Consider the following 19,722-nt stretch of genomic DNA (forward strand, 5'->3'; position numbering starts at 1 on the left):
TCGCTCCAGACGGAATATGTCTGGCATCAATCTAGTCTTGCCTCAAAGGAACTACCTCGACGAGGAGGTAATTCATATATTACTGGCTGTGTTTCGGCACGCTGTTGAGTTCTCAAAGAACACGCGCACACCGCAGCTAATCTCCGAGGAGAGTCACTTCCGGGGCTGTGTCAGGCTTAGAAGTCTTTCGCCGCACTCCGTTCCGGCTGTGTTTCCCGGCCCGTTCCGTGCTGGCATGGAGAAATTTACACGGGGCCCCCACGAGATCCAAATCGGGGGTCACGTACGGCGTAACCGCAGGTCAGGCGGCATGCAGACGGCTCAAACCCGCCAAGATCGACGCAGAGTGTGACCGGGACCACGCCGACAATCTTGCATCCGGTCTCACCGAGGCGCGGCCGGCAGGTGCACGGTGACCGACAGACCGCCGGTCGGCACGGCCACTGCCTGCGCAAACCCGCCGTGGGCGGCCACCGCGGCGCGCACGATCGAGAGCCCGAGCCCCGTCCCGGACTGGCTGGTCCGGTCCTTGACCCCGCGGCGGAACGGCTCGAACAGCTCTTCCACGCGGTCCGGGGGGATCACCGGCCCGGACGACGACACCCGCAGGACGGACCACTGCGGCCCCGTCTCCACCGCGGTCTCGATCCATCCGCCGACGTGGTTGTGGCGGACGGCGTTCTCCAGCAGGTTGCCGGCGATCCGCTCCAGCAGTGCGGGATCCCCGACGACGAGCGCCGGCGCGCACCGGAACACCGTTCGCAGGTTGCGTGCCTCGGCTTCGGCCCGTGTGGCCTTCCACGCGGACTCGACCACCGCGGACAGGTCGACCGGCTCCCGCACGGCGAGCCCGATCCCGTCGGTGCGTGCGAGCAGGAGCAGCGCGGACACCAACTGCTCGGCACGCTCCCCCGCCGAACGCACGACGCCGGCCATGCGCCGCAGCTCTTCCACGTCGGCATCGGGATCGGAGAGGGTCACGTCCAGCTCGGTGCGCACCACCGAGAGAGGAGTGCGCAGTTCGTGCGATGCGTTCGCGACGAACCGGCGTTGCGAGTCGAAGGCGGCTTCCAGCCGGTCGAGCATCGCGTCGAACGTGTCCGCGAGCTCGGCGACCTCGTCGCGCGGGCCTTCCAGCCGCAACCGCGACCCCAGCGACTCGGCGGACAACCGGCGGGCAGCCCCCGTCACGTCGTGCAGTGGTTTCAGGACGCGGCCGGTGAGCGTCCAGGTCAGGACGGCGGCGGCCACGACCATGCACGCGAACGCGATCAGGCCTGCGCGCAGCAGGTCCTGACGGGCGGTGGCCGTCAACGCGTCGGTCAGCACCTTCACGGTGACGGTGACGCCGTCGACGGTGACCTGGGTGTCGGAGGGGAACGACGGCGACGAGTCGAAGACCCGCCCGACCAGCGTCCACCCGAGGAACAGCAGAACAGCGCTCACGACCGCGACGAGCGCGGTGGTGAGGAGCGTGATCCGAAGGCGAAGCCCTGGTCCGCGCCTTCGCATAGGTCAGTCCTCAGCAGATCCGTTCGAAGCACTCGGCACCCGGTAGCCGGAGCCCACGACGGTGTCGATGATGCCCGGTTCCCCGAGCTTCTTGCGCAACGTCATCACAGTGACGCGCACGGTCGTGGTGAACGGGTCGGCGTTCTCGTCCCACACGCGCTCAAGCAGCTCCTCGCTGCTGACGACCGAACCCTTGGCCGCGAGCAGCACCTCGAGGACGCCGAACTCCTTGCGGGTCAGCTCGATCGGCTGCCCGCCGCGCGACACCGTGCGCCGCGCGGGGTCGAGTTCCACGTCCTGGGCGGAGAGCAGCGGCGGCGTCGCGGGGGTCGCGCGCCGGGCCAGCGCCCGCACGCGCGCGACCAGTTCGGGGAACGCGAACGGCTTCGCGAGGTAGTCGTCGGCGCCGAGCGACAGCCCGGACACGCGGTCCTCGATGGAGCCGCTCGCCGTCAGCATCATGACCCTGGTGAGCGCTCCGGAGCTGAGGATCTCCTTGCACAGCTCGTCGCCGGACATCCCCGGCAGGTCGCGGTCGAGCACAACCACGTCGTACCGCGTGACGGTCGACTTCTCGTGCCCGGTCTCGCCGTCGTAGGCGACGTCCACGGCCATGCCTTCGCGCCTCAGGCCGCGAGCGATCGCGTCGGCCAGAGGCGCCTCGTCCTCGACTACCAGAATCCGCACGCTTCAAAGGTGCCATACGCACCTGAGAAGGCGCTTAACGACACCTTCACTTGCCGCGCGCGGGCCGATCGACGACGACCGTGGAGGCCGTCTGCAGTGCCCGGAGCTCCAGCAACGCCGGGTGCTGCTCCGCCAGCCGGGCCGCGTTCAGCAACGACCGCAGTGCCGCGGTCTCCCCGCGTGCCCGTTCCAGCGCCGCACGTCCCTCGGCCGCCGCCACGAGCTCGGCCAGGGCGGCCCGGCGCAGTTCGCCGGGCATGACGACGTCGCGCACAGCCACTTCGGTCACCGCCGCACCCAGCTCGGCCGCACGTGACGCCACGGCAGCCAGCACCTCGGCGGCGATGGCCTCCCGCTCGGGATCAACGGCCGAGTGTGCGCGCGTGACCACCGCACCGCGCAATGCCAGCTGCACGGCTGTGTAGAGCTCTGCCTCAGGACCAGCGGACGCGACCACGAACGTCGTGGCCGAGGACACGGCCCAACGCACGACGACGGTGACACGGACCAGCACGCCGTCGGCGGTCGGCACGTCCTGCGCCGCCGGGGTCATCGTGCGCGGCCGGAGGTCGACGCGGTGCAGCGCGACGTGGCGCGGGAACTTGTGCTCGCCGGGCCCGACCTCGCCCACCAGCACCCCACGATCGAACTGGACCGCCCGCTCCCACGGGTACAACGTGTGCTTCATCGTCTCCACCTCCGCCCGGGTAGACCACGACCCCGGCCGGCGGGGCTTCGAGCGGGACTCCACAAGGGACTCGCAAAGCTCGTCGCCCCCGTGTGCGACCGGGGTCGTGGCGTTCAGGGTTTGAACCTGGTGCCGTTACAGGGCTCCAAGGCGTTCGCAGAACGCGGGACCCGAGCGAGGGAAACCTGCTGGGCCGCAAGAACGAACGCCGTCGGGGTGGAGGTTAGCCGACCTACTTCTCGACGTGCTCGTCAATTTCGACGGGCAGGCACTCCAGGCGGGCGGCCCACTCCGTCACGCGGCGTGCGACGTCCTGCGCGGTGATGCCGCACAACGCCAGCACCTCGCCACGCTCACCGTGGTCGTGGAACTCCTGCGGCAGGGCGATGTCGCGCAACGGCACCTCGATGTCGGCGTCGCGCAGGGCGGCCGCGAGAGAGGAACCGAAGCCACCGTGGCGGCCACCGTCCTCCACGGTCACCACGAGCTTGTGCGACGCCGCCATCTCCACGAGGTCCACCGACATCGGGTAGATCCACCGCGGGTCGACGACCGTCACGCCGATGCCCTGGTCCTCCAGCCGTTGCGCGGCCTCAAGACCGAGCCCGCCCAACGCGCCGACCGTCACCAGCAGCACGTCGGAACCCGACCGCCGAAGCACGTCCACGGCACCCACGCGCTCCAGCGCGGGCAGGTCCGGGCCGACCGAGGCCTTCGGATAGCGGATCACCGACGGCGCGTCCGAGATCGCCACGGCCTCCCGCAGCTCCTCGACCAGCGTGCCTGCGTCACGCGGCGCCGCCACGTGGACACCGGGGATGACGCCGAGGATCGACATGTCCCACATGCCGTGGTGCGACGCGCCGTCCGGGCCGGTGACGCCGGCCCGGTCCAGCACGACCGTGACGCCCTGCTTGTGCAGCGCGACGTCCATCAGCAGCTGGTCGAACGCCCGGTTGAGGAACGTCGCGTAGACGGCCACGACCGGGTGCAGACCACCGATGGCCAGACCGGCGGCCGAGGTCAGCGCGTGCTGCTCGGCGATGCCGACGTCGAAGAACCGCTCCGGGAACGCCTTGGCGAACGGGTCCAGGCCGGTGGGCCCCTGCATCGCGGCGGTGATCGCCACGACATCGGACCGCTCGCGGCCGACCTCGACCAGCGCGTCGGAGAACACGTGCGTCCAGGTCCGGCTGGACGGCTTGACGTCCTCGCCGGTGATCGGGTCGATGACGCCGGTGGCGTGCATCTGGTCGGCCTCGTGGTTCTCGGCCGGCGCGAACCCCATGCCCTTGCGGGTGACCGCGTGCACGATCACCGGGCCGCCGAAGGACTTGGCGCGCTGCAGCGCGGACTCCAGCGTCGCCATGTCGTGGCCGTCGACCGGGCCGATGTACTTGAGGCCGAGGTCCTCGAACATCGCCTGCGGCGCCAGCGCGTCCTTGATGCCGCGCTTGGCGGCGTGCAGGGCGGCGTAGAGGGGCTTGCCGAAGAACGGCGTCTGCTGCAGGGCGCTCTTGCCCTTCTCCAGCACGCGCTCGTAGCCGGGACGCAGCCGCAGCGACGACAGGTGGTCCGCGAGACCACCGATCGTCGGCGAGTACGAGCGGCCGTTGTCGTTGACCACGATCACGACCGGACGCGTCTTGTCCGCCGCGATGTTGTTCAACGCCTCCCAGCACATGCCGCCGGTCAGCGCGCCGTCTCCGACGACCGCGACCACGTGGCCGTGGGCGCCGTTGATCTGCTTCGCCTTGGCCAGGCCGTCCGCGTAGGACAGCGCCGTCGAGGCGTGCGAGCTCTCCTGCACGTCGTGCTCGGACTCCGACCGCGACGGGTAGCCGGACATCCCGCCCTGCTTGCGCAGCCGGTCGAAGCCGTCGCGACGGCCCGTCACGATCTTGTGCACGTACGACTGGTGACCGGTGTCGAACACGATCGGGTCCTGCGGCGAGTCGAAGACCCGGTGCAGCGCCAGGGTCAGTTCGACGACACCCAGGTTCGGGCCCAGGTGCCCGCCCGTCTTGGACACCTTGTCGACCAGGAAACGCCGGATCTCCTCGCACAGCTGCGACAGCTGCGCCTCGTCCATCCGTTTCAGATCAGCTGGTCCGTGCACGGACTCCAGCAGGGTCACCACGCCCACCTCACTCCTGAAGACTTCGGCCCAGTCTACGGAGACGCGGCTGAGACGCTGCCTCAGCTCGTCTCAGGGACCAGCAGGGCGATGCACTCGACGTGATGCGTCATCGGGAACGCGTCGAACGCGCGAAGATCAGCGAGCCGGTACCCCTGAACTGTGAATTCGGCCAGGTCGCGGGCCAGCGCGGCGGGGTCGCAGGCGACGTAGACGACCCGCTGCGGACGGCGTCGTGCGACTTCAGCCACAACGACCTTGCCCGCGCCCTTGCGAGGGGGGTCGAGGACCACGACGTGAGGGTCTTCCACGGGCAGTTTGCGCGTCACGGCACGCTCCACCTTGTCCGCCACCCACTCCACCTGGGACATGCGGCGGAGGTTGCGCCGGCCGTCCTCCACGGCGCCGGGGAAAGACTCCACGACCAGCACGGACCCGCTTTCGCCGACCTGCCGTCCGAGCACCGACGCGAAGAGTCCCGCGCCGCCGTAGAGGTCCCACGCGCGTTGCCCGGGCCCGGCCGCGGCCCACTCCCCCACGACGGACGCGAAGGTGTCCGCGGCGGCCGGGTGGACCTGCCAGAAACCGTCCGCCGAGATTCGCCACTTTCGTTGGGCGGCGGTCTCGACGGCCGTACCGGTTCCGGCGCGTCGCACGGTGTGTCGGCCGCGCACCTCACCCACATGACGGTTGCCGTCACCGTCCTGGACGATCGTGAGCTCCTGCGCCCGCCACTTTCGGTCGGCCACCGCCTCGACCATGCCCGGCCGGGAGATCACACAGTGGTCGACCGGGATCACATCGTGGGAACGCAGGCTGCGGAAACCCGGTGTCCCGTCGCGGCCGACGGCCATCCGGATGCGGGTCCGCCACTCCAGCGGGCCGCCCGGCAGCGCCTCGACGACCACGTCGCGTTCGATCTTGCCGAGCCTCGCCAGCTGCTCGCGGACGACCTGGGCCTTCAGCTCCCGCTGCGCGTCCCACGCCACGTGCTGGAAGTCGCAGCCACCGCACAGCCCCGGCCCGCTGAACGGGCACGGCGCCTCGACGCGGTCCGGTGACGCCTCCAGGACCTCCACGGCGTCCGCGCGGCAGAACGACCCGCCGTTGTCCTCGTACACGGAGACCACGACGCGCTCGCCGGGCAGCGCGTGACGCACGAACAGAACGCGGCCCTCGTGCCGTGCGACGAAATGCCCGCCATGCGCGACAGGCCCTACCTCTACTTCGAACTTGCGTCCGGTCCAGTCTTCCTTGGTCGAGCTCATCGGTCGTCAAGTCCCCTTCGGACAGCGCCGGGCGCGATGACGTCCTTGTCCTTGACCTTCACCGAAGATTCCAGCTGCCACGGCACGCTGGTCACCATCACACCCGGCTGGAAAAGCAGCCTTCCCTTGAGCCGCAACGCGCTCTGGTTGTGCAGAAGCTGCTCCCACCAGTGGCCGACGACGTACTCGGGGATGAACACCGTAACAACGTCGCGCGGGTTGTCCGTCCTGACGCGCTTGACGTAGTCGAGAATGGGCTTGGTGATCTCCCGGTAGGGGGACTCGATCACCTTCAGCGGGATCTTGAAGTTCTCCTTCTCCCACTCCGCGACGAGCTTGCGGGTGTCGCCGTCGTCGACGTTGACCGTGACGGCCTCCAGCACGTCCGGGCGCACGGCCTTCGCGTACGACAACGCCCTCAGCGTCGGCATGTGCAGTTTGGACACCAGCACCATCGCGTGGTTGCGCGCGGGCATCGTGCGCACGCGGTCCTGCTTGCGCAGCTCCTCGGCGACGGTGTCGTAGTGCTTGCGGATCGCCGTCATCAACGCGTAGATGGCGGCCATCGCGGCGATGGCGATCCACGCGCCCTTGGTGAACTTCGTGATCAACACGATGATCAGCACCGTCGCGGTCAGCGCGAGACCGAACGTGTTGATCGACTGCGAGCGCCGCATCCGCCTGCGCGCCTGCTCGTCGGTCTCGGTCTTCAGCAGCCGCTGCCAGTGCTTGATCATGCCGAGCTGGCTGAGCGTGAACGACACGAACACACCGACGATGTAGAGCTGGATCAGCCGGGTGACCTCGGCGTCGAACGCGATCACCAGCACGACCGCGAAGCCGGCCAGGAACACGATGCCGTTCGAGAACGCCAGCCGGTCGCCGCGCGTGTGCAGCTGACGCGGCAGGTAGCGGTCCTGGGCGAGGATAGAGCCGAGCACCGGGAACCCGTTGAACGCGGTGTTCGCGGCGAGCACCAGGATCAGCGCGGTGACGCCGGCGATGAAGTAGAAGCCGGGCGGGAAGCTGTCGAACACGGCGTGCGCGATCTGCGCGACCATCGTCTTCTGCTCGTAGCCCTCCGGGGCGTTGGTGATCTGCTGCTGCGGGAACTCCGCCATCCGCACGTCGGTGAGCTGGGCGAGGATGATCAGGCCCATCAGCATGACCACGGAGATGCCGCCCATCATCAGCAGCGTCGTCGCGGCGTTGCGGGACTTGGGCTTGCGGAACGCGGGCACGCCGTTGCTGATCGCCTCGACGCCGGTGAGGGCGGCGCAGCCGGACGAGAACGCCCGCATCACCAGGAACACGAACGCGAGGCCCATCAGGTGGTCCTGCTCGGCGTGGATCTCGAGGCCCGAGCTCTCCGCCTTCATGTCGTCGCCCATGACGAGGCCGCGGAACAGGCCGTAGCCGATCAGGCCGAAGACACCGATCATGAACGCGTAGACCGGCACGGCGAACGCGCTGCCGGACTCGCGGATGCCGCGCAGGTTCACCGCCGTCAGCAGCACGATGGCCGCGACCGCGAACTCCGCCTTGTGGGTCGCGACGAACGGGATCGCCGAGCCGATGTTCGCCGCGGCCGCCGAGATCGACACCGCGACCGTGAGGATGTAGTCGACGAGCAGGGCGCTCGCCACCGTGAGCCCCGCCTTGCGGCCGAGGTTGACCGTCGCGACCTCGTAGTCGCCGCCGCCGGACGGGTAGGCGTGCACGTTCTGCCGGTAGCTGGCCACCACGGTGAGCATCACCACGACGACCGCGACCCCGACCCAGGGCGCCATGGTGTAGGCGCTCAGGCCCGCCACCGACAGCATCAGGAAGATCTCCTCCGGCGCGTACGCGACCGACGACATGGCGTCGGAGGCGAACACGGGGAGGGCGATGCGCTTGGGCAGGAGGGTGTGCGCGAGGCGATCACTGCGGAACGGCCGCCCGACCAGGAGGCGTTTGGCAGCGGTGGCGAGCTTGGACACGGGCAGAGCGTAAGGGGTCCGCTCACCGGGACGGGCTAATGCTCGGTAGGTTCTGCGGAGAGTTCGCCTGAGGAGGCATGTCGTGCACGTGGTGATCATGGGTTGTGGCCGGGTGGGGGCGTCCCTGGCAAGGGCCCTGGAGCGACTCGACCACCAGGTCGCCGTGATCGACAAGGATGCGCAGTCGTTCCGCAGGCTGGGCAGCGACTTCCACGGCCAGCAGGTCATCGGCAACGGTTTCGACCGCAATGTCCTGATCGAGGCCGGTGTCGAGCGCGCGGGCGCGTTCGCCGCGGTCTCCAGCGGCGACAACTCGAACATCATCTCGGCGCGGGTCGCGCGCGAGACGTTCGGCGTCGAGCACGTCGTCGCGCGCATCTACGACCACAAGCGCGCCGCGGTGTACGAGCGCCTGGGCATCCCGACCGTGGCGACCGTGCCGTGGTCGACGGACCGGTTCCTGCGGATGTTGCTGCCCGAAGGGGCGTCGACCGCGTGGCGGGACCCGTCCGGCACCGTGGCGGTGCTGCCGATCGAGGTCGACGAGGCCTGGGTCGGCCGGCCGGTGCGCGAGCTCGAAGAGGCGATCGGCGCGCGTGTGGCGTTCGTGATGCGCTTCGGCACGGGCGTGCTGCCGGACGCCAAGACCGTCGTGCAGGCCGACGACTCCATCTACGTGGCGGCGCTGTCCGGCACGATCACCGACGTCGCGGCGGCGGCGCTGCAGGCACCGGAGGAGAGCTGATGCGGGTCGCCATCGCTGGTGCGGGAGCCGTGGGACGGTCCATCGCGCAGGAGCTCGTCTCGGACGGGCACCAGGTCATGCTGATCGAACGGGACCGGGCGCACTTCGACCCGAACTCCGTCGAACAGGCCGAGTGGGTGCAGGCCGACGCGTGCGAGCTGTCCTCTTTGGAGGACGCGGGCATGCAGCTCTGCGACGTGGTGATCGCCGCGACCGGTGACGACAAGGTCAACCTCGTCGTGTCGCTGCTGGCCAAGACGGAGTTCGCCGTCCGGCGCGTCATCGCGCGCGTGAACGACCCCACGAACGAATGGCTCTTCACCGAGTCGTGGGGCGTCGACGTGGCCGTGTCGACGCCACGGCTGCTGGCCGCCATGGTCGAGGAGTCCGTGACGATCGGTGACGTCGTGCGCCTGATGACGTTGCGGCAGGGGCAGGCGAACCTCGTGGAGATCACGCTCGACGAGTCGACGCCGTTCGCCGGCCGGGCGGTCTCGGAGCTGACGCTGCCGCGGGACGCCGCCCTGGTGACGATCCTGCGCGGCGGGCGGGTCATCGTGCCGCAGCCGGACGACACGCTGGAGGGCGGCGACGAGCTGCTGTTCGTCACCACCGCCGCCGTCGAGCAGGACATCAAGAGCGCTCTGGGGTACTAGGCCGTAGGCCGGGCCGCCTCCGCCGCGTATCTGCGCAGCGGAGGCGGGCACCTACTTCCTGTGAGCGATCAGCTGCCCCTGGTCGGGCGCGAGGAAGAGTTGCGGACCGTGCTGCGGGCGTTGGCCGTGCACGGTGCGGTGCTGCTTTCGGGTCCTTCGGGTGTGGGGAAGACACGGCTGGCTTGGGAGGCGCTCGCCGCCGTGACGCAACCGGTCGTGCGCTGTTACGCCACGGTCGCCACGTCCCGGATTCCCCTCGGCGCGATCGCGTCGCTCTTACCCACCGGCCTGCCTCTCTCGCAGGGTTCACTCCTGCCGTCTACGTCCGTGCGCGCGGTCGCCGAGCACCTCTCTCGTAGCGGCCGGTGGGTGTTGTTGGTCGATGACGCGCATCTGCTTGACGACGCCTCGTTGTTGGTGTTGCAGCACCTCGTGCGTCACCGGCTCATGCGAGTCGTGTGCACCGCACAGCCTGGTTGGGACCTGGAGGGGTCGACCGTCATCGCGGTCGGCGCGCTGGATCGGGAACGCGCGGACACGGTGCTGACGACGGCTCTCGGCGGGTCTGTGGATGCCTCGACGCGGCACCTGGTGTGGGCGAAGAGCCGGGGCAACCCGTTGCACATCAAGGAGCTCGTCGCGGCGGGCCGGCACCGCGGCGCGTTGACCGGGGCCGGGTGGAGCTGGAGCGGACCGCTGGAGCCGTCCGGACGGCTCACCGAGCTCGTCGACATGGCGCTGGGACGGCTCACGGATCCGCAACGGCGGGCGTTGGAGCTGCTCGCGTACGGGGAACCGCTCGAAGCCGCACTGATGACCGTGCCGCAGGACCTCGTGGACCTTGGGTTCGTGCGCATTGGTGACGACGGACGGGCGCGTGTCGCTCATCCGCTCTACAGCGCGCGCCTGCGCGCCACATGCCCGACGTTGCGCGCACGGGCACATAGGCGTGCGTTGGCCGATCGGCTCGAAGCGACGGGCTCCGGCCGTCCCGGTGACGCGGTGCGCGTCGCGACGTGGCGGCTCGACAGCGGGACGGCCGAGTCGCCCGACGTGCTGGCGCGGGCGGCCGAGGAGGCGCTGTCCGCTCAGGACTGGGAACTCGCCGAACGGCTCTCGCGTGCCGCCCTGGCCCGTGGGGTGACATCGCGCGTGGGGCTCGTGCTGGGTCTTGTACTGATGTACCAACGTCGATGCGCGCAGGCCGAGGAAGTGCTCGCCGACGCCATGAGGGTGGACAGCGACGTGCTGACGTTGACGCAGGCCGGCTGTACGCGCGCGTACAACCTGTTCTTCGGCCTCGGTGACGAGGACGCCGCCGTCGCCGTGCTGGATCTCGTGACAGCACGGAAGCTGCCCGCCGAGCTGGAGCACGCCGTGCTGTTCTTCGCGCTGACGTTCGCGCTGGAGGCCGCGCCGTTGGGTTTCGCACGGCTGGGCGGTGAGCTGCTGCTCGCGGAGGGCGGCTGGGCGGCGATCGCGGGACGGCAGGTGCTGGCGTCCGCAGACCAGTTCGCGGGCCGCTACACCGAGGCCATCGCACGGATCGAGGACAACCACATGGCCGTGCTGGCGACGGCGGAGCGGTTCCCGTCGTTGATGAACGCGGCGAACAGCGTGCACAACGAGAGCATGCTGCGGTGCGGTGACCTGGCGGGCGCGGAAAGACGAGCCGTGCAGGCGCTCGCCGAGGCGGTCGAGGAGGACCGCTGGACGGGCGCGCAGGTACCGCCGCGGGTGCTGCTGAGCCGGAGCGCGCGCATGCGCGGGAGGGCGGCGTCGGCCGTGCGGATCACCGCCGAGGGTGCGCCGGACCTGGGCACGCCGACGATGATGTGGGACGTGCTGCTGCTGGCCGAGCTCGCGGCCGGTGCGGCGTTGCAGGGGCAGCCGGACCGCGCATTTCGAGCCTTGGCGCGTGCGGAGGCCGGGTTGCGGCCTGCGTGGCGCATCGCGCGGCTCGCCGTGGGGGCCGCACGGTCGTGGGTGCTTGCCGGCGCTGGGCACGTCAACGAGGCGATGCAGGCCGCCCTGGACAACGCTGTCTTGGCGAGGGAACACGGCGCGCATTCCGAAGAGATCGAGTCGCTGCACGACGCCGCACGGTTCGGTGCGGACACCTCGCCTCGTCTGTTGGAACTCGCGAAGTCGCGCAAGGACCCGCTCACGACCGCGTACGCCTCGCATGCTCAGGCGCGCGCGTTGCGCGACCCGGCGGGGCTGGAGGAGGTGGCGGCGGCGTTCACGGCGTGCGGCGCCACGCTCTACGCGGCAGAGGCGCTCGCGGAGGCCAGCAGGCTGTCGCGCCTGCACGACCGGCCTCGTGACGCGGATCGGCTGGAACGGCAGGCGTCCGCGCTCGCGGAGACGTTCGACGGCGCGACCACTCCCGGTCTCGTGGTGACGAGCACCCTCGCCGCGTTGACGCCACGTCAGCTGGAAATCGCCCGTCTCGCCGTGGCCGGGCTGACGAGCGCGGAGATCGCCGAACGGCTGGCGATCGCCAAACGGACCGTGGACAACCACTTGCACACGACCTACGCGGCGGTGGGTGTCACGGGACGAGATGGCTTGCGCGTGTTGTTCGGCCACGGCGCGTAGCTCGATGTGCGCGGCGTACCCGCACGGCAGCGCCATGTCGGGTCCGGAGACGACGCGGCCGGTGCCCCGAGAGGAGGCACCGGCCGTGGAGCGTGGAGCGGGGTCAGTCTCTGGACTTGTCGCGGGACTCGGCGTCGACGACGCGCTTGAGCTCGTCCATGTCCGGGGTGAGCAGGTCGTCGGCCGTGCGTGCGAGCACTGCCTCCGTCGCCGCCTCGGTCTCCGCCTTGGCCTTGGCCTCGGCGGCCTCCTCTGCCTCCTTGAGGCGCTTGTCCGCGCGGCGGACCGCCCAGACCGTGGCGAGGAGGGCGATGGCCATCAGCGGGTAGCCCATGCCGAGACGGGCGACAGCGAGCCAGCCGACCTGGTCCTCGTCGTAGAGCCAGCGCTGGACCACGAAGCGGGCGAAGAACACCAGGGCCCACACGAAGGTCGCGATGTCGTAGTCGCGGACCGTGGCCTTGTCCTCGCGCCAGGAGCGGTCCCTGCCGTTGAGGAACGTCCAGATCACGCCGGCGAGCGGCCAGCGCACGATGATCGACAGCAGGAACGCGCTGCCGTACACGACGCTCTGCCAGATGCCGAAGAGGAAGAAACCCTTGGCCTCGCCTGTCTTGTACGCGATGAACGCCGCGATGCCCACGCCGAAGACGGCGGAGATCGCGGGCTGGATGGTGCCCTTGCGCATGGCCAGGACGACGCCGATGACGACGGCGGCGGCGAGCGAGCTGATGATCGCCGCCATCAGGTTCTTGGTCGTGAAGTTGACGATCACGAAGACGAGCACGGGCAGCGACGAGTAGAGCATTCCGCTCACGCCGCCCATCTGCTCGAGGACGGTGGGCTGCTTTTCTTCGGTCTTGACTGAAGTCATGAAGCGTTCTGCAACTCGTAATAGGGGTTGTAGAGCACCTTGCGCCCGTCGCGCACGGCGATGCGGCCCCGGGCCTTGATCGTCCGACCAGGCTCGATTCCCGCGATGCGACGGCGGCCGAGCCAGACGAGGGTGACGCCCTCGGTGCCGTCGTAGAGCTCGGCTTCCAGCGTGGCGGCCGCGTCCCTCGGGCAGAGCTCCACGCTGCGGAGCCTTCCGAGGACGGTGACCTCCTCACCGGACTTGCAGTCGCAGGCCTTCACCGCGCCGACGGCCTCCGCTTTTCGCGACAGGTCGTCCGCGTCGAGCTCGGTCACGTCGCTGGTCAAGCGACGTACCAAGCGGCGCCAATAGCCGCTCATCCCCGACTCCTGCATTGCTCAAGTGGCCCCGTGGTGTGGACCGTCTGACAGTGAGGGTACGCACGAGCAACGACAATCTCGGGCGTGCCTGCCGAGACTGTGCTTCTCCTGCCCGGAACCGCCTCTGACGAGGTGTTCGTCCGTTCGGTGTTCACAGAGCCGTTGTCGCAGGTCGGTGCCGTTCTCGCCGCACCACGTGTCCGCACACTCCGTGAACGGTTGACGGCGCTCGAAAATGCCCCGGCAAGCCACCCGATCGTGGTAGGTGGTGTCTCGCTGGGCGCGCACGTCGCCGCGAGGTGGGCGGTGGCCAACCCGGACCGGTGCGCGGGCCTGATCTTGGCGCTGCCGGCGTGGACCGGCACTCCGGACGAGGCGCCCGCGGCGCTCGCGGCCAGGGCGAGTGCGCAGATCGTCCGGACCGAGGGCCTCACGACGGCGCTCTCCGGCACCACAGGCTGGCTGCACGACGAACTGACGAGGGCCTGGCACGGCTACGGCGACCAGCTCGTGCCGCACCTCGAAGAGGCCGCCGAGTCGCTCGCGCCCACGCTCGACGAGCTGAAGTCGCTGGACGTGCCGACGGGCATCGTCGGGTGCACCGACGACCCGGTGCACCCGATCGCGGTCGCGCGGGCCTGGGCCGAGGCCATCCCGCGCGCCGTGCTCGTCACCACGACCCTGGACGCCTACCCGCACGCGTTGGGGCGTGCGGTGCAGGCGTGGCAGCAGGCTCGTTAGCCCTGCTGCTGGATGTGCCGCGCGATCGCCTCCGGCAGCTCGACCGGCAGCGGCGTGCGGGGCGGCATCGGCTGCTCGCCGCGCACGACCACGGTGCCGCGCAACATCTCGCGCAGCGCCTGCGAGTTCTGCTCGAAGTGCTCCTCGGGGCCGGCCGCGACGCCGCGCAGCATCCAGCGCGGGCCGTCGACGCCGACGAAGAGGATCTGCACGCCCTGGTTGCGCGCGGTGATCTCCTCGCCCCACTCGCCGTTCTCGCGGTTGATGCGGGCGCCGTCCTCCTTGAGGCCCTCGATCAGCTCGGCGCCGACCTCGCGCCACAGGCCGCCCGACTTCGGCGCGGCGAACGCGCTGACCGTCAGCTGGCCGACGGACGTGAGCACGTGCACGGCGCGCACGGAGCCGTTCTGCTGGTCCATCTCGACCTGCAGCTGGGCCTCGTCCGGCATCGGCAGCAGCACCGATCCCAGGTCGAGCCGCTGCACGTCGTCGTGGGGCGCCACCGTCGAGTCCCACGGGCCGTCGACGTCCTCGTCGAACGTCTCGTCGTGCTCCGGCCCGGTCTCGACCGCACCCGAGGAGTGACGACCGCGCTTGCGGCGCCTTCCGAACATGCCCTTACCCCTCCGCCTTCATCCGGGCGAGCACCACGTGCCCGCCGGTCGAGCCATAGCCTCCCGCACCGCGTTCCGTCTCCGGCAACTCGGTGACCTCCCGGAACACCGCGTGCTCGACGCGTTGCACGACGAGCTGGGCGATCCGGTCGCCCCGTGACAGCACGATCGGCTCACGGAGATCATGGTTCACGAGGCAAACGCGGATCTCACCGCGGTAGCCGGAGTCGATCGTGCCGGGCGTGTTCACCACGCTCAGGCCGGCCCGTGCGGCGAGGCCCGACCGGGGGTGCACGAAGCCCGCGAACCCCTCGGGCAGCGCGATGGCGACACCGGTGCCGACCACGGCGCGCTCTCCTGGTGGAATGACCACGTCCGACGTGGTGACCAGATCCGCGCCCGCGTCGCCGGCACGGGCGTAGGCGGGCACGGGAACCCCCGGATCGAGCCGGGTCAGCAACACCTCGACGCTGGACACGGCGGCCGAGATTACCCTGACGACGTGAGTGAGACTGCCGTGACCGCCACTACGACCTTCCGCGAACGCCTGTACGTGACGTGGTGGATCTGGCCGCTGCCGCTGCTCGCGGCCGCGCTGCTGGCCGCCGAGGTGCACATGGGCTTCCCCGGCGTCAGGTCCTGGCTGCCGTACGTGATCCTGCTCCCGCTGACGGCCGTCCTGATCGCCAAGATGGGCTCCACGAAGGTGGAGGTCGCCGACGGCGAGCTGCGCGCGGGCGACGCGCACATCCCGCTGGAGCTGCTCGGCGACGTCGAGATCATCGCCCCCGAGGACCGCCGCCGGGCCATGGGCCGCGACCTCGACCCCGCGGCGTTCGTCGTGCACCGGGGCTGGGTCAAGCCGCTCGTGCGGGTGCGGGTGAACGACCCGGAGGACCCGACGCCCTACTGGGTGATCAGCACGCGTCGTCCCGACGAGCTCGCCGCCGCGATCAAGTCCTGAAACGCACAACTGGGCGCCACCCGAGAGGGTGAGCGCCCAGTGTCTTTCTTCGGCGGACTGAACTCAGGCGCAGTCCCGGCAGATGTACGTGCCGCCGTTGTCCTCGGCGAGCCTGCTGCGGTGGTGCACCAGGAAACACTTCGAGCACGTGAACTCGTCGGCCTGCTTCGGCAGGACCTTGAACGTGAGCTCCTCACCGGACAGGTCGGCGCCCGGAAGCTCGAAGTTCTCCGCGCTCGCGTCCTCGTCGACGTCGACGACGCCGGACTGCGTCTCGTTCCGCCGGGCCTTCAACTCCTCGAGGGAGTCCTCAGCGAGTTCGTCCGCCTCGCTGCGACGCGGCGCGTCGTAGTCGGTCGCCATCTTCTTCACCCCTGCGGTCTACGGAGACTGTTCGTGTCGCTGGTTAACGCTCCAGCGACCTCTTTTGTGCCCCACGTCAAGGTGACGTAGGTCTCCCACACCCGGCGGGCAAGCCAACCCCCTTGACGTGACCGTCGGCTTGATCGAAATGTGTGCGGAGCGCGCAGAGGGTAGCTCATTGCCCGAGTGGCTCGACATCGGGTTACCCCTTACCGACCGGACGGGTGACACAACCTTTCTACGCTGGACCGATACCCTGTGCGGGAGCACGTGTGCCGTGGCGTGCAACCTGGCGCCGGGCCGGTACCGTCCTGACTGTGAGCAATCAGGCCGGTGCAGTGGGTCACGCCCGCCAGGGCGCGCATCAGCCGGGTTGGGCCTAGGCTGATTCTCAGGGACGGATCACGGGGAGGGCTTCGAACGTGGGATCCGCATCGGGAAGCTTGACGCCTTACAAGAGGCGTCGGCCCGTGCCCGCGCTCGTCCTGTTCGCGGTGCTGTTGGTCAGTTCCGTGTTCGTGTGGGTGAAGGTGCTCGGCAACGCGAGCGACGTGGACGCGGCCATCAAGTGCAACGCGCCCGGCAACGTCACGACATCGGTGACAGGCGCGGCCGATCCGGCCGCGGCCTCGACGCCGCAGGCGCCGCCCCTGGGCACCGTCCTGGAGCACGACGCGCTGGACCGCACGAACCCGGTGCCGGTCGGCGAGGTCAACTTCAAGGTCGTCAACGCCTCGACTCAGCGCAACCACGCCAAGGCCGTCGCGACGATGTTCACCGAACTGGGCCTGAAGCAGGCGGCCGACCCCGGCAACGACGCGATCTACCCGGCGGGCGACATGACGTGCCGCGGCCAGATCCGCTTCGGCGCGCCAGGCGCGTCGGCGGCCAGGACGCTGTCGTTGCTGGAGCCGTGCCTGGAACTCGTGCGCGACGACCGCCAGGACGCCACCGTCGACATCGCGATCGGCAAGAAGTTCGACGAGGTCAAGCCGAACAGCAGCGCCCGCAAGGTCCTCGACCAGCTCAGCGAGTGGGCGGCGCAGCAGCCGGAGCAGCAGGGCGGTCAGGTCGCCGCGGCGGCTCCGCCGTCGCTCAACGCCGACAGCCTGGCCGGCGCACGCGACGTGACCTGCTGACCTCCGTGAGACCGCGCGCTACCTTGCGCGCATGGGGGTAGATCTTCTTCCGGACGAGCGCGTCCTGTGGCAGGGCGAGCCTGCACATCACTCGGTCTTCCTGAGGCTCGATCCGAAGTGGATCTGGTTCAGCCTGAGGTTCGACGCCGTCAAGATCGCGATCGTGGTGGGGCTGGCGCTTCTGGCACACGGGTGGACGGACTTCTTCGACGACTGGTCCACCGTCCTGCTGGTGTGCGGCGCGTTCGTCGTGCTCGATCTTCTCTACCTCGCCGAGCCGTTCCTCTGGCGCTACCGGACGCTGCGTCGCACGACCTACTACGTCACCGACCAACGCGTCGTGTCCGTTCCCGGAAGGCGAGCGCGGTCGGTGAAGCTCGCCGACATCGACGCCCTGTCCTTCGCCGAGGAACCGGACGGCTCCGGACACATCCGGCTCGACCGGCGGATCATGCCCGACGGCTACGGCACCCGGACGGTCGCCGAGTTGATCCACGTCCCGGACGTGCGCCAGGTCGTCACCCTGCTGTCGACGTTGACGGGCCTCCCGGAATCAACGTTGACTCAACGTTGATTCCGGGCTGGCTTTGCAACAGACGTTTGCGTACGTCCGCAAACGTCTGTTGCAAAGGCACCTCGTTACCGCTCTGAACTGCGGGTTCAGACCTTGCCGAAGCCCGACTCGACGAGGGCGTCGTACATCTCGTCGGCGATGCCGGGGGCGGCGGCGAACGTCGCGTCCTGCCCGAGTTCGGGCGACGACCCCGGCAGCCGCACGACCGCGCCCGCCTCCGAGGCGACCAGTCCTCCGGCGGCCCAGTCCCAGCGGCCCAGCCCGTGCTCCGCGTAGGCGTCGAGCCGTCCGGCGGCCACCGAGCACAGGTCGAGCGACGCCGCGCCGGCCCGCCTCATGTCGCGCACCCTCGTGGACATGCCGGCCCACGTGTCGGCCTGCCGCTGACGGCGCTCAGGCCGGTACGCGAAGCCGTATCCCAGCAATGAGAGGGACAGCTCGGTCGTCGCGGAGACGCGCAACGGCGAGCCGTCCAGGAACGAGCCGTAGCCGCGTGCGGCCGTCCACATGCGGCCGGTGGCGGGCTCGAACACCGCACCCGCGACGGACTCGCCGTCGAGCTGCGCGGCGATCGACACCGAGTACCAGGGGATTCCGTAGAGGTAGTTGACGGTGCCGTCGATGGGGTCGACGACCCAGGTCAGCCCCTCGACGACGGTGCCGCCCTCCTCCTCGCCGAGCACGGGCTCGCCGGGGCGCAACTCGGACAGACGCGTCCGGACGAGTTGTTCTGAGGCGCGGTCGGCTGCGGTCACCACGTCTGTCGAGGTGCTCTTGGTGTCGAACGAGACGACGGCGGAAGCGCGCATGCGCTGAACAAGAGCACCCGCTTCTCGTCCGATCGCCGTCGCGATGTCGACGAGTGGCCGGGGATCGAACACGACCGGTTCCCTCCTGCGTCACTAGCACGGGACTATCGGGCAACGTCAGGCTAATGTCTGCGCACCACAGGTGTACTGAATCGAAACCAGCTGGATCTAGTAGGAAGGACCACGGGGATGGGCATCACCCGCGGGTTCGGTGTGGACATCGGCGGCTCCGGCGTCAAGGGCGGCCTGGTCGACCTCGAGGCAGGAGCACTGGACGGCGAACGCATGCGGATCCCCACGCCCCAGCCCTCGACACCGGAAGCGGTGGCGGAGGTCGTCGCCGAGATCGTCGAGAAGTTCCAGTGGGACGGGCCGGTCGGCATCACGCTGCCGTGCGTGGTCAAGCACGGTGTCGCCCACAGCGCCGCGAACGTGGACAAGGGCTGGATCAACTGCGACGCCCAGCAGCTCTTCGCCGCGCGCCTCAACCGCAGGCCCGAGGACATCGTCGTGATGAACGACGCGGACGCGGCCGGCATCGCGGAGATGACGTTCGGCGCGGGCGTGGGCAAGAACGGCACCGTGGTCCTGCTGACGTTCGGCACGGGCATCGGCAGCGCGGTGTTCCTCGACGGCAAGCTCGTCCCGAACACCGAGTTCGGCCACCTCCAGGTCGACGGGCACGACGCGGAAACGCGTGCGGCCGCCTCCGTGAAGGAGGAGAAGGACCTGTCGTGGGAGGAGTGGACTCCCCGGGTCACGCGGTACATCAACGTGCTCGAGGACCTCATCTGGCCCGACCTGGTCATCGCGGGTGGCGGTGTGAGCAAGAAGGCGCACAAGTGGTTGCCGCTGCTCAAGGTCCGCACCGAGGTCGTCGCCGCGGCGTTGAAGAACGACGCCGGCATCGTGGGCGCCGCATGGGCCGCCTCGCACGGTGTCAGGCCGTAGTGAGCGTTCGACACCGAAACGTGTCCGACCAGATCTAGCTGCGGGAACGCAGGTG

Annotated in this window: 20 protein-coding genes; 8 read left to right on the forward strand and 12 right to left on the reverse strand. The window is 69.6% G+C overall.

The annotated features are described in order from the left end of the window. Positions 1-384 precede the first annotated feature (384 nt). From ORI60_RS33750 to ORI60_RS33775, 6 genes are all read right to left on the reverse strand, one after another. On the reverse strand, positions 385-1,512 hold the full coding sequence (locus ORI60_RS33750) for a sensor histidine kinase (protein WP_266042055.1): 1,128 nt from the start codon (positions 1,510-1,512) through the stop codon (positions 385-387). A 3-nt stretch (positions 1,513-1,515) separates the two neighbouring features. Continuing rightward, the gene (locus ORI60_RS33755) at positions 1,516-2,199 is read right to left on the reverse strand and encodes a response regulator transcription factor (RefSeq protein WP_266042056.1); all 684 of its coding nucleotides are present in this window, start codon (positions 2,197-2,199) and stop codon (positions 1,516-1,518) included. A gap of 46 nt (positions 2,200-2,245) precedes the next feature. Next, a complete protein-coding gene (locus ORI60_RS33760; protein WP_266042057.1) occupies positions 2,246-2,887 on the reverse strand; it encodes an SPFH domain-containing protein in 642 nt (213 codons plus the stop codon). Between the two features lie 232 nt (positions 2,888-3,119). After that, on the reverse strand, positions 3,120-5,024 hold the full coding sequence (gene dxs / locus ORI60_RS33765) for a 1-deoxy-D-xylulose-5-phosphate synthase (protein WP_266042058.1): 1,905 nt from the start codon (positions 5,022-5,024) through the stop codon (positions 3,120-3,122). Between the two features lie 62 nt (positions 5,025-5,086). Beyond that, positions 5,087-6,292 (reverse strand): class I SAM-dependent RNA methyltransferase, encoded by a 1,206-nt coding sequence (locus ORI60_RS33770; RefSeq protein WP_266042059.1) that lies wholly within the window; start codon positions 6,290-6,292, stop codon positions 5,087-5,089. After that, positions 6,289-8,274 (reverse strand): APC family permease, encoded by a 1,986-nt coding sequence (locus ORI60_RS33775; protein WP_266042060.1) that lies wholly within the window; start codon positions 8,272-8,274, stop codon positions 6,289-6,291. Before ORI60_RS33775 ends, ORI60_RS33770 begins: the two co-directional genes overlap by 4 nt. An 82-nt stretch (positions 8,275-8,356) precedes the next feature. On the opposite strand from ORI60_RS33775, the gene ORI60_RS33780 reads away from it, so the two are divergent. The 3 genes from ORI60_RS33780 to ORI60_RS33790 are packed head-to-tail and all read left to right on the forward strand — an operon-like array spanning position 8,357 to position 12,276. Continuing rightward, a complete protein-coding gene (locus ORI60_RS33780; protein WP_090006444.1) occupies positions 8,357-9,019 on the forward strand; it encodes a potassium channel family protein in 663 nt (220 codons plus the stop codon). Further along, the gene (locus ORI60_RS33785) at positions 9,019-9,675 is read left to right on the forward strand and encodes a potassium channel family protein (RefSeq protein WP_266042061.1); all 657 of its coding nucleotides are present in this window, start codon (positions 9,019-9,021) and stop codon (positions 9,673-9,675) included. Before ORI60_RS33780 ends, ORI60_RS33785 begins: the two co-directional genes overlap by 1 nt. A 60-nt stretch (positions 9,676-9,735) precedes the next feature. Further along, entirely contained in the window at positions 9,736-12,276 is a 2,541-nt protein-coding gene (locus tag ORI60_RS33790) for a LuxR family transcriptional regulator (protein ID WP_266042062.1), read from the forward strand. A 103-nt stretch (positions 12,277-12,379) separates the two neighbouring features. Here the strand turns inward: ORI60_RS33790 and ORI60_RS33795 are convergent, their stop codons facing one another. Beyond that, a complete protein-coding gene (locus tag ORI60_RS33795) occupies positions 12,380-13,150 on the reverse strand; it encodes a DUF3159 domain-containing protein (RefSeq protein ID WP_266042063.1) in 771 nt (256 codons plus the stop codon). Continuing rightward, positions 13,147-13,527 carry an OB-fold nucleic acid binding domain-containing protein gene (locus ORI60_RS33800; RefSeq protein WP_030474780.1) on the reverse strand — a complete coding sequence of 127 codons (381 nt, stop codon included), beginning with the start codon at positions 13,525-13,527 and terminating at the stop codon, positions 13,147-13,149. Before ORI60_RS33800 ends, ORI60_RS33795 begins: the two co-directional genes overlap by 4 nt. A gap of 69 nt (positions 13,528-13,596) precedes the next feature. Here ORI60_RS33800 and ORI60_RS33805 point away from each other — a divergent pair, with 69 nt between their 5' ends. Further along, positions 13,597-14,253: an alpha/beta fold hydrolase gene (locus tag ORI60_RS33805; protein ID WP_266042064.1), complete on the forward strand. Its 657-nt coding sequence runs from the start codon at positions 13,597-13,599 to the stop codon at positions 14,251-14,253. Here ORI60_RS33805 and ORI60_RS33810 read toward each other — a convergent pair. Further along, positions 14,250-14,867 carry a DUF3710 domain-containing protein gene (locus ORI60_RS33810; RefSeq protein ID WP_266042065.1) on the reverse strand — a complete coding sequence of 206 codons (618 nt, stop codon included), beginning with the start codon at positions 14,865-14,867 and terminating at the stop codon, positions 14,250-14,252. The two genes, ORI60_RS33805 and ORI60_RS33810, sit on opposite strands and share 4 nt — an antisense overlap. A gap of 4 nt (positions 14,868-14,871) precedes the next feature. Further along, positions 14,872-15,345, reverse strand: a complete 474-nt coding sequence (dut, locus tag ORI60_RS33815; protein ID WP_266042066.1) for a dUTP diphosphatase — start codon at positions 15,343-15,345, stop codon at positions 14,872-14,874. Positions 15,346-15,369: 24 nt separating this feature from the next. Between dut and ORI60_RS33820 the strand changes: the two genes are divergently transcribed. Next, a complete protein-coding gene (locus ORI60_RS33820; protein ID WP_266042067.1) occupies positions 15,370-15,831 on the forward strand; it encodes a DUF3093 domain-containing protein in 462 nt (153 codons plus the stop codon). Positions 15,832-15,894: 63 nt separating this feature from the next. Here the strand turns inward: ORI60_RS33820 and ORI60_RS33825 are convergent, their stop codons facing one another. Continuing rightward, positions 15,895-16,194, reverse strand: coding sequence for a DUF4193 domain-containing protein (locus ORI60_RS33825; RefSeq protein WP_030474775.1), 300 nt, complete (start codon positions 16,192-16,194; stop codon positions 15,895-15,897). A 422-nt stretch (positions 16,195-16,616) separates the two neighbouring features. Here ORI60_RS33825 and cei point away from each other — a divergent pair, with 422 nt between their 5' ends. Both cei and ORI60_RS33835 read left to right on the forward strand, forming a co-directional pair. Further along, a complete protein-coding gene (gene cei / locus ORI60_RS33830) occupies positions 16,617-17,333 on the forward strand; it encodes an envelope integrity protein Cei (RefSeq protein ID WP_266042068.1) in 717 nt (238 codons plus the stop codon). Positions 17,334-17,364: 31 nt separating this feature from the next. Continuing rightward, complete coding sequence (locus ORI60_RS33835; protein WP_266042069.1) at positions 17,365-17,907, forward strand: hypothetical protein; 543 nt, start codon at positions 17,365-17,367, stop codon at positions 17,905-17,907. Between the two features lie 86 nt (positions 17,908-17,993). Here the strand turns inward: ORI60_RS33835 and ORI60_RS33840 are convergent, their stop codons facing one another. Further along, the gene (locus ORI60_RS33840) at positions 17,994-18,788 is read right to left on the reverse strand and encodes an inositol monophosphatase family protein (RefSeq protein ID WP_266042070.1); all 795 of its coding nucleotides are present in this window, start codon (positions 18,786-18,788) and stop codon (positions 17,994-17,996) included. A gap of 117 nt (positions 18,789-18,905) precedes the next feature. Here ORI60_RS33840 and ppgK point away from each other — a divergent pair, with 117 nt between their 5' ends. Continuing rightward, positions 18,906-19,667 carry a polyphosphate--glucose phosphotransferase gene (gene ppgK / locus ORI60_RS33845; protein ID WP_323055974.1) on the forward strand — a complete coding sequence of 254 codons (762 nt, stop codon included), beginning with the start codon at positions 18,906-18,908 and terminating at the stop codon, positions 19,665-19,667. Positions 19,668-19,722: the final 55 nt, after the last annotated feature.

The organism is Lentzea sp. NEAU-D7 (genome assembly GCF_026242055.1).
Lineage (GTDB): Bacteria > Actinomycetota > Actinomycetes > Mycobacteriales > Pseudonocardiaceae > Lentzea.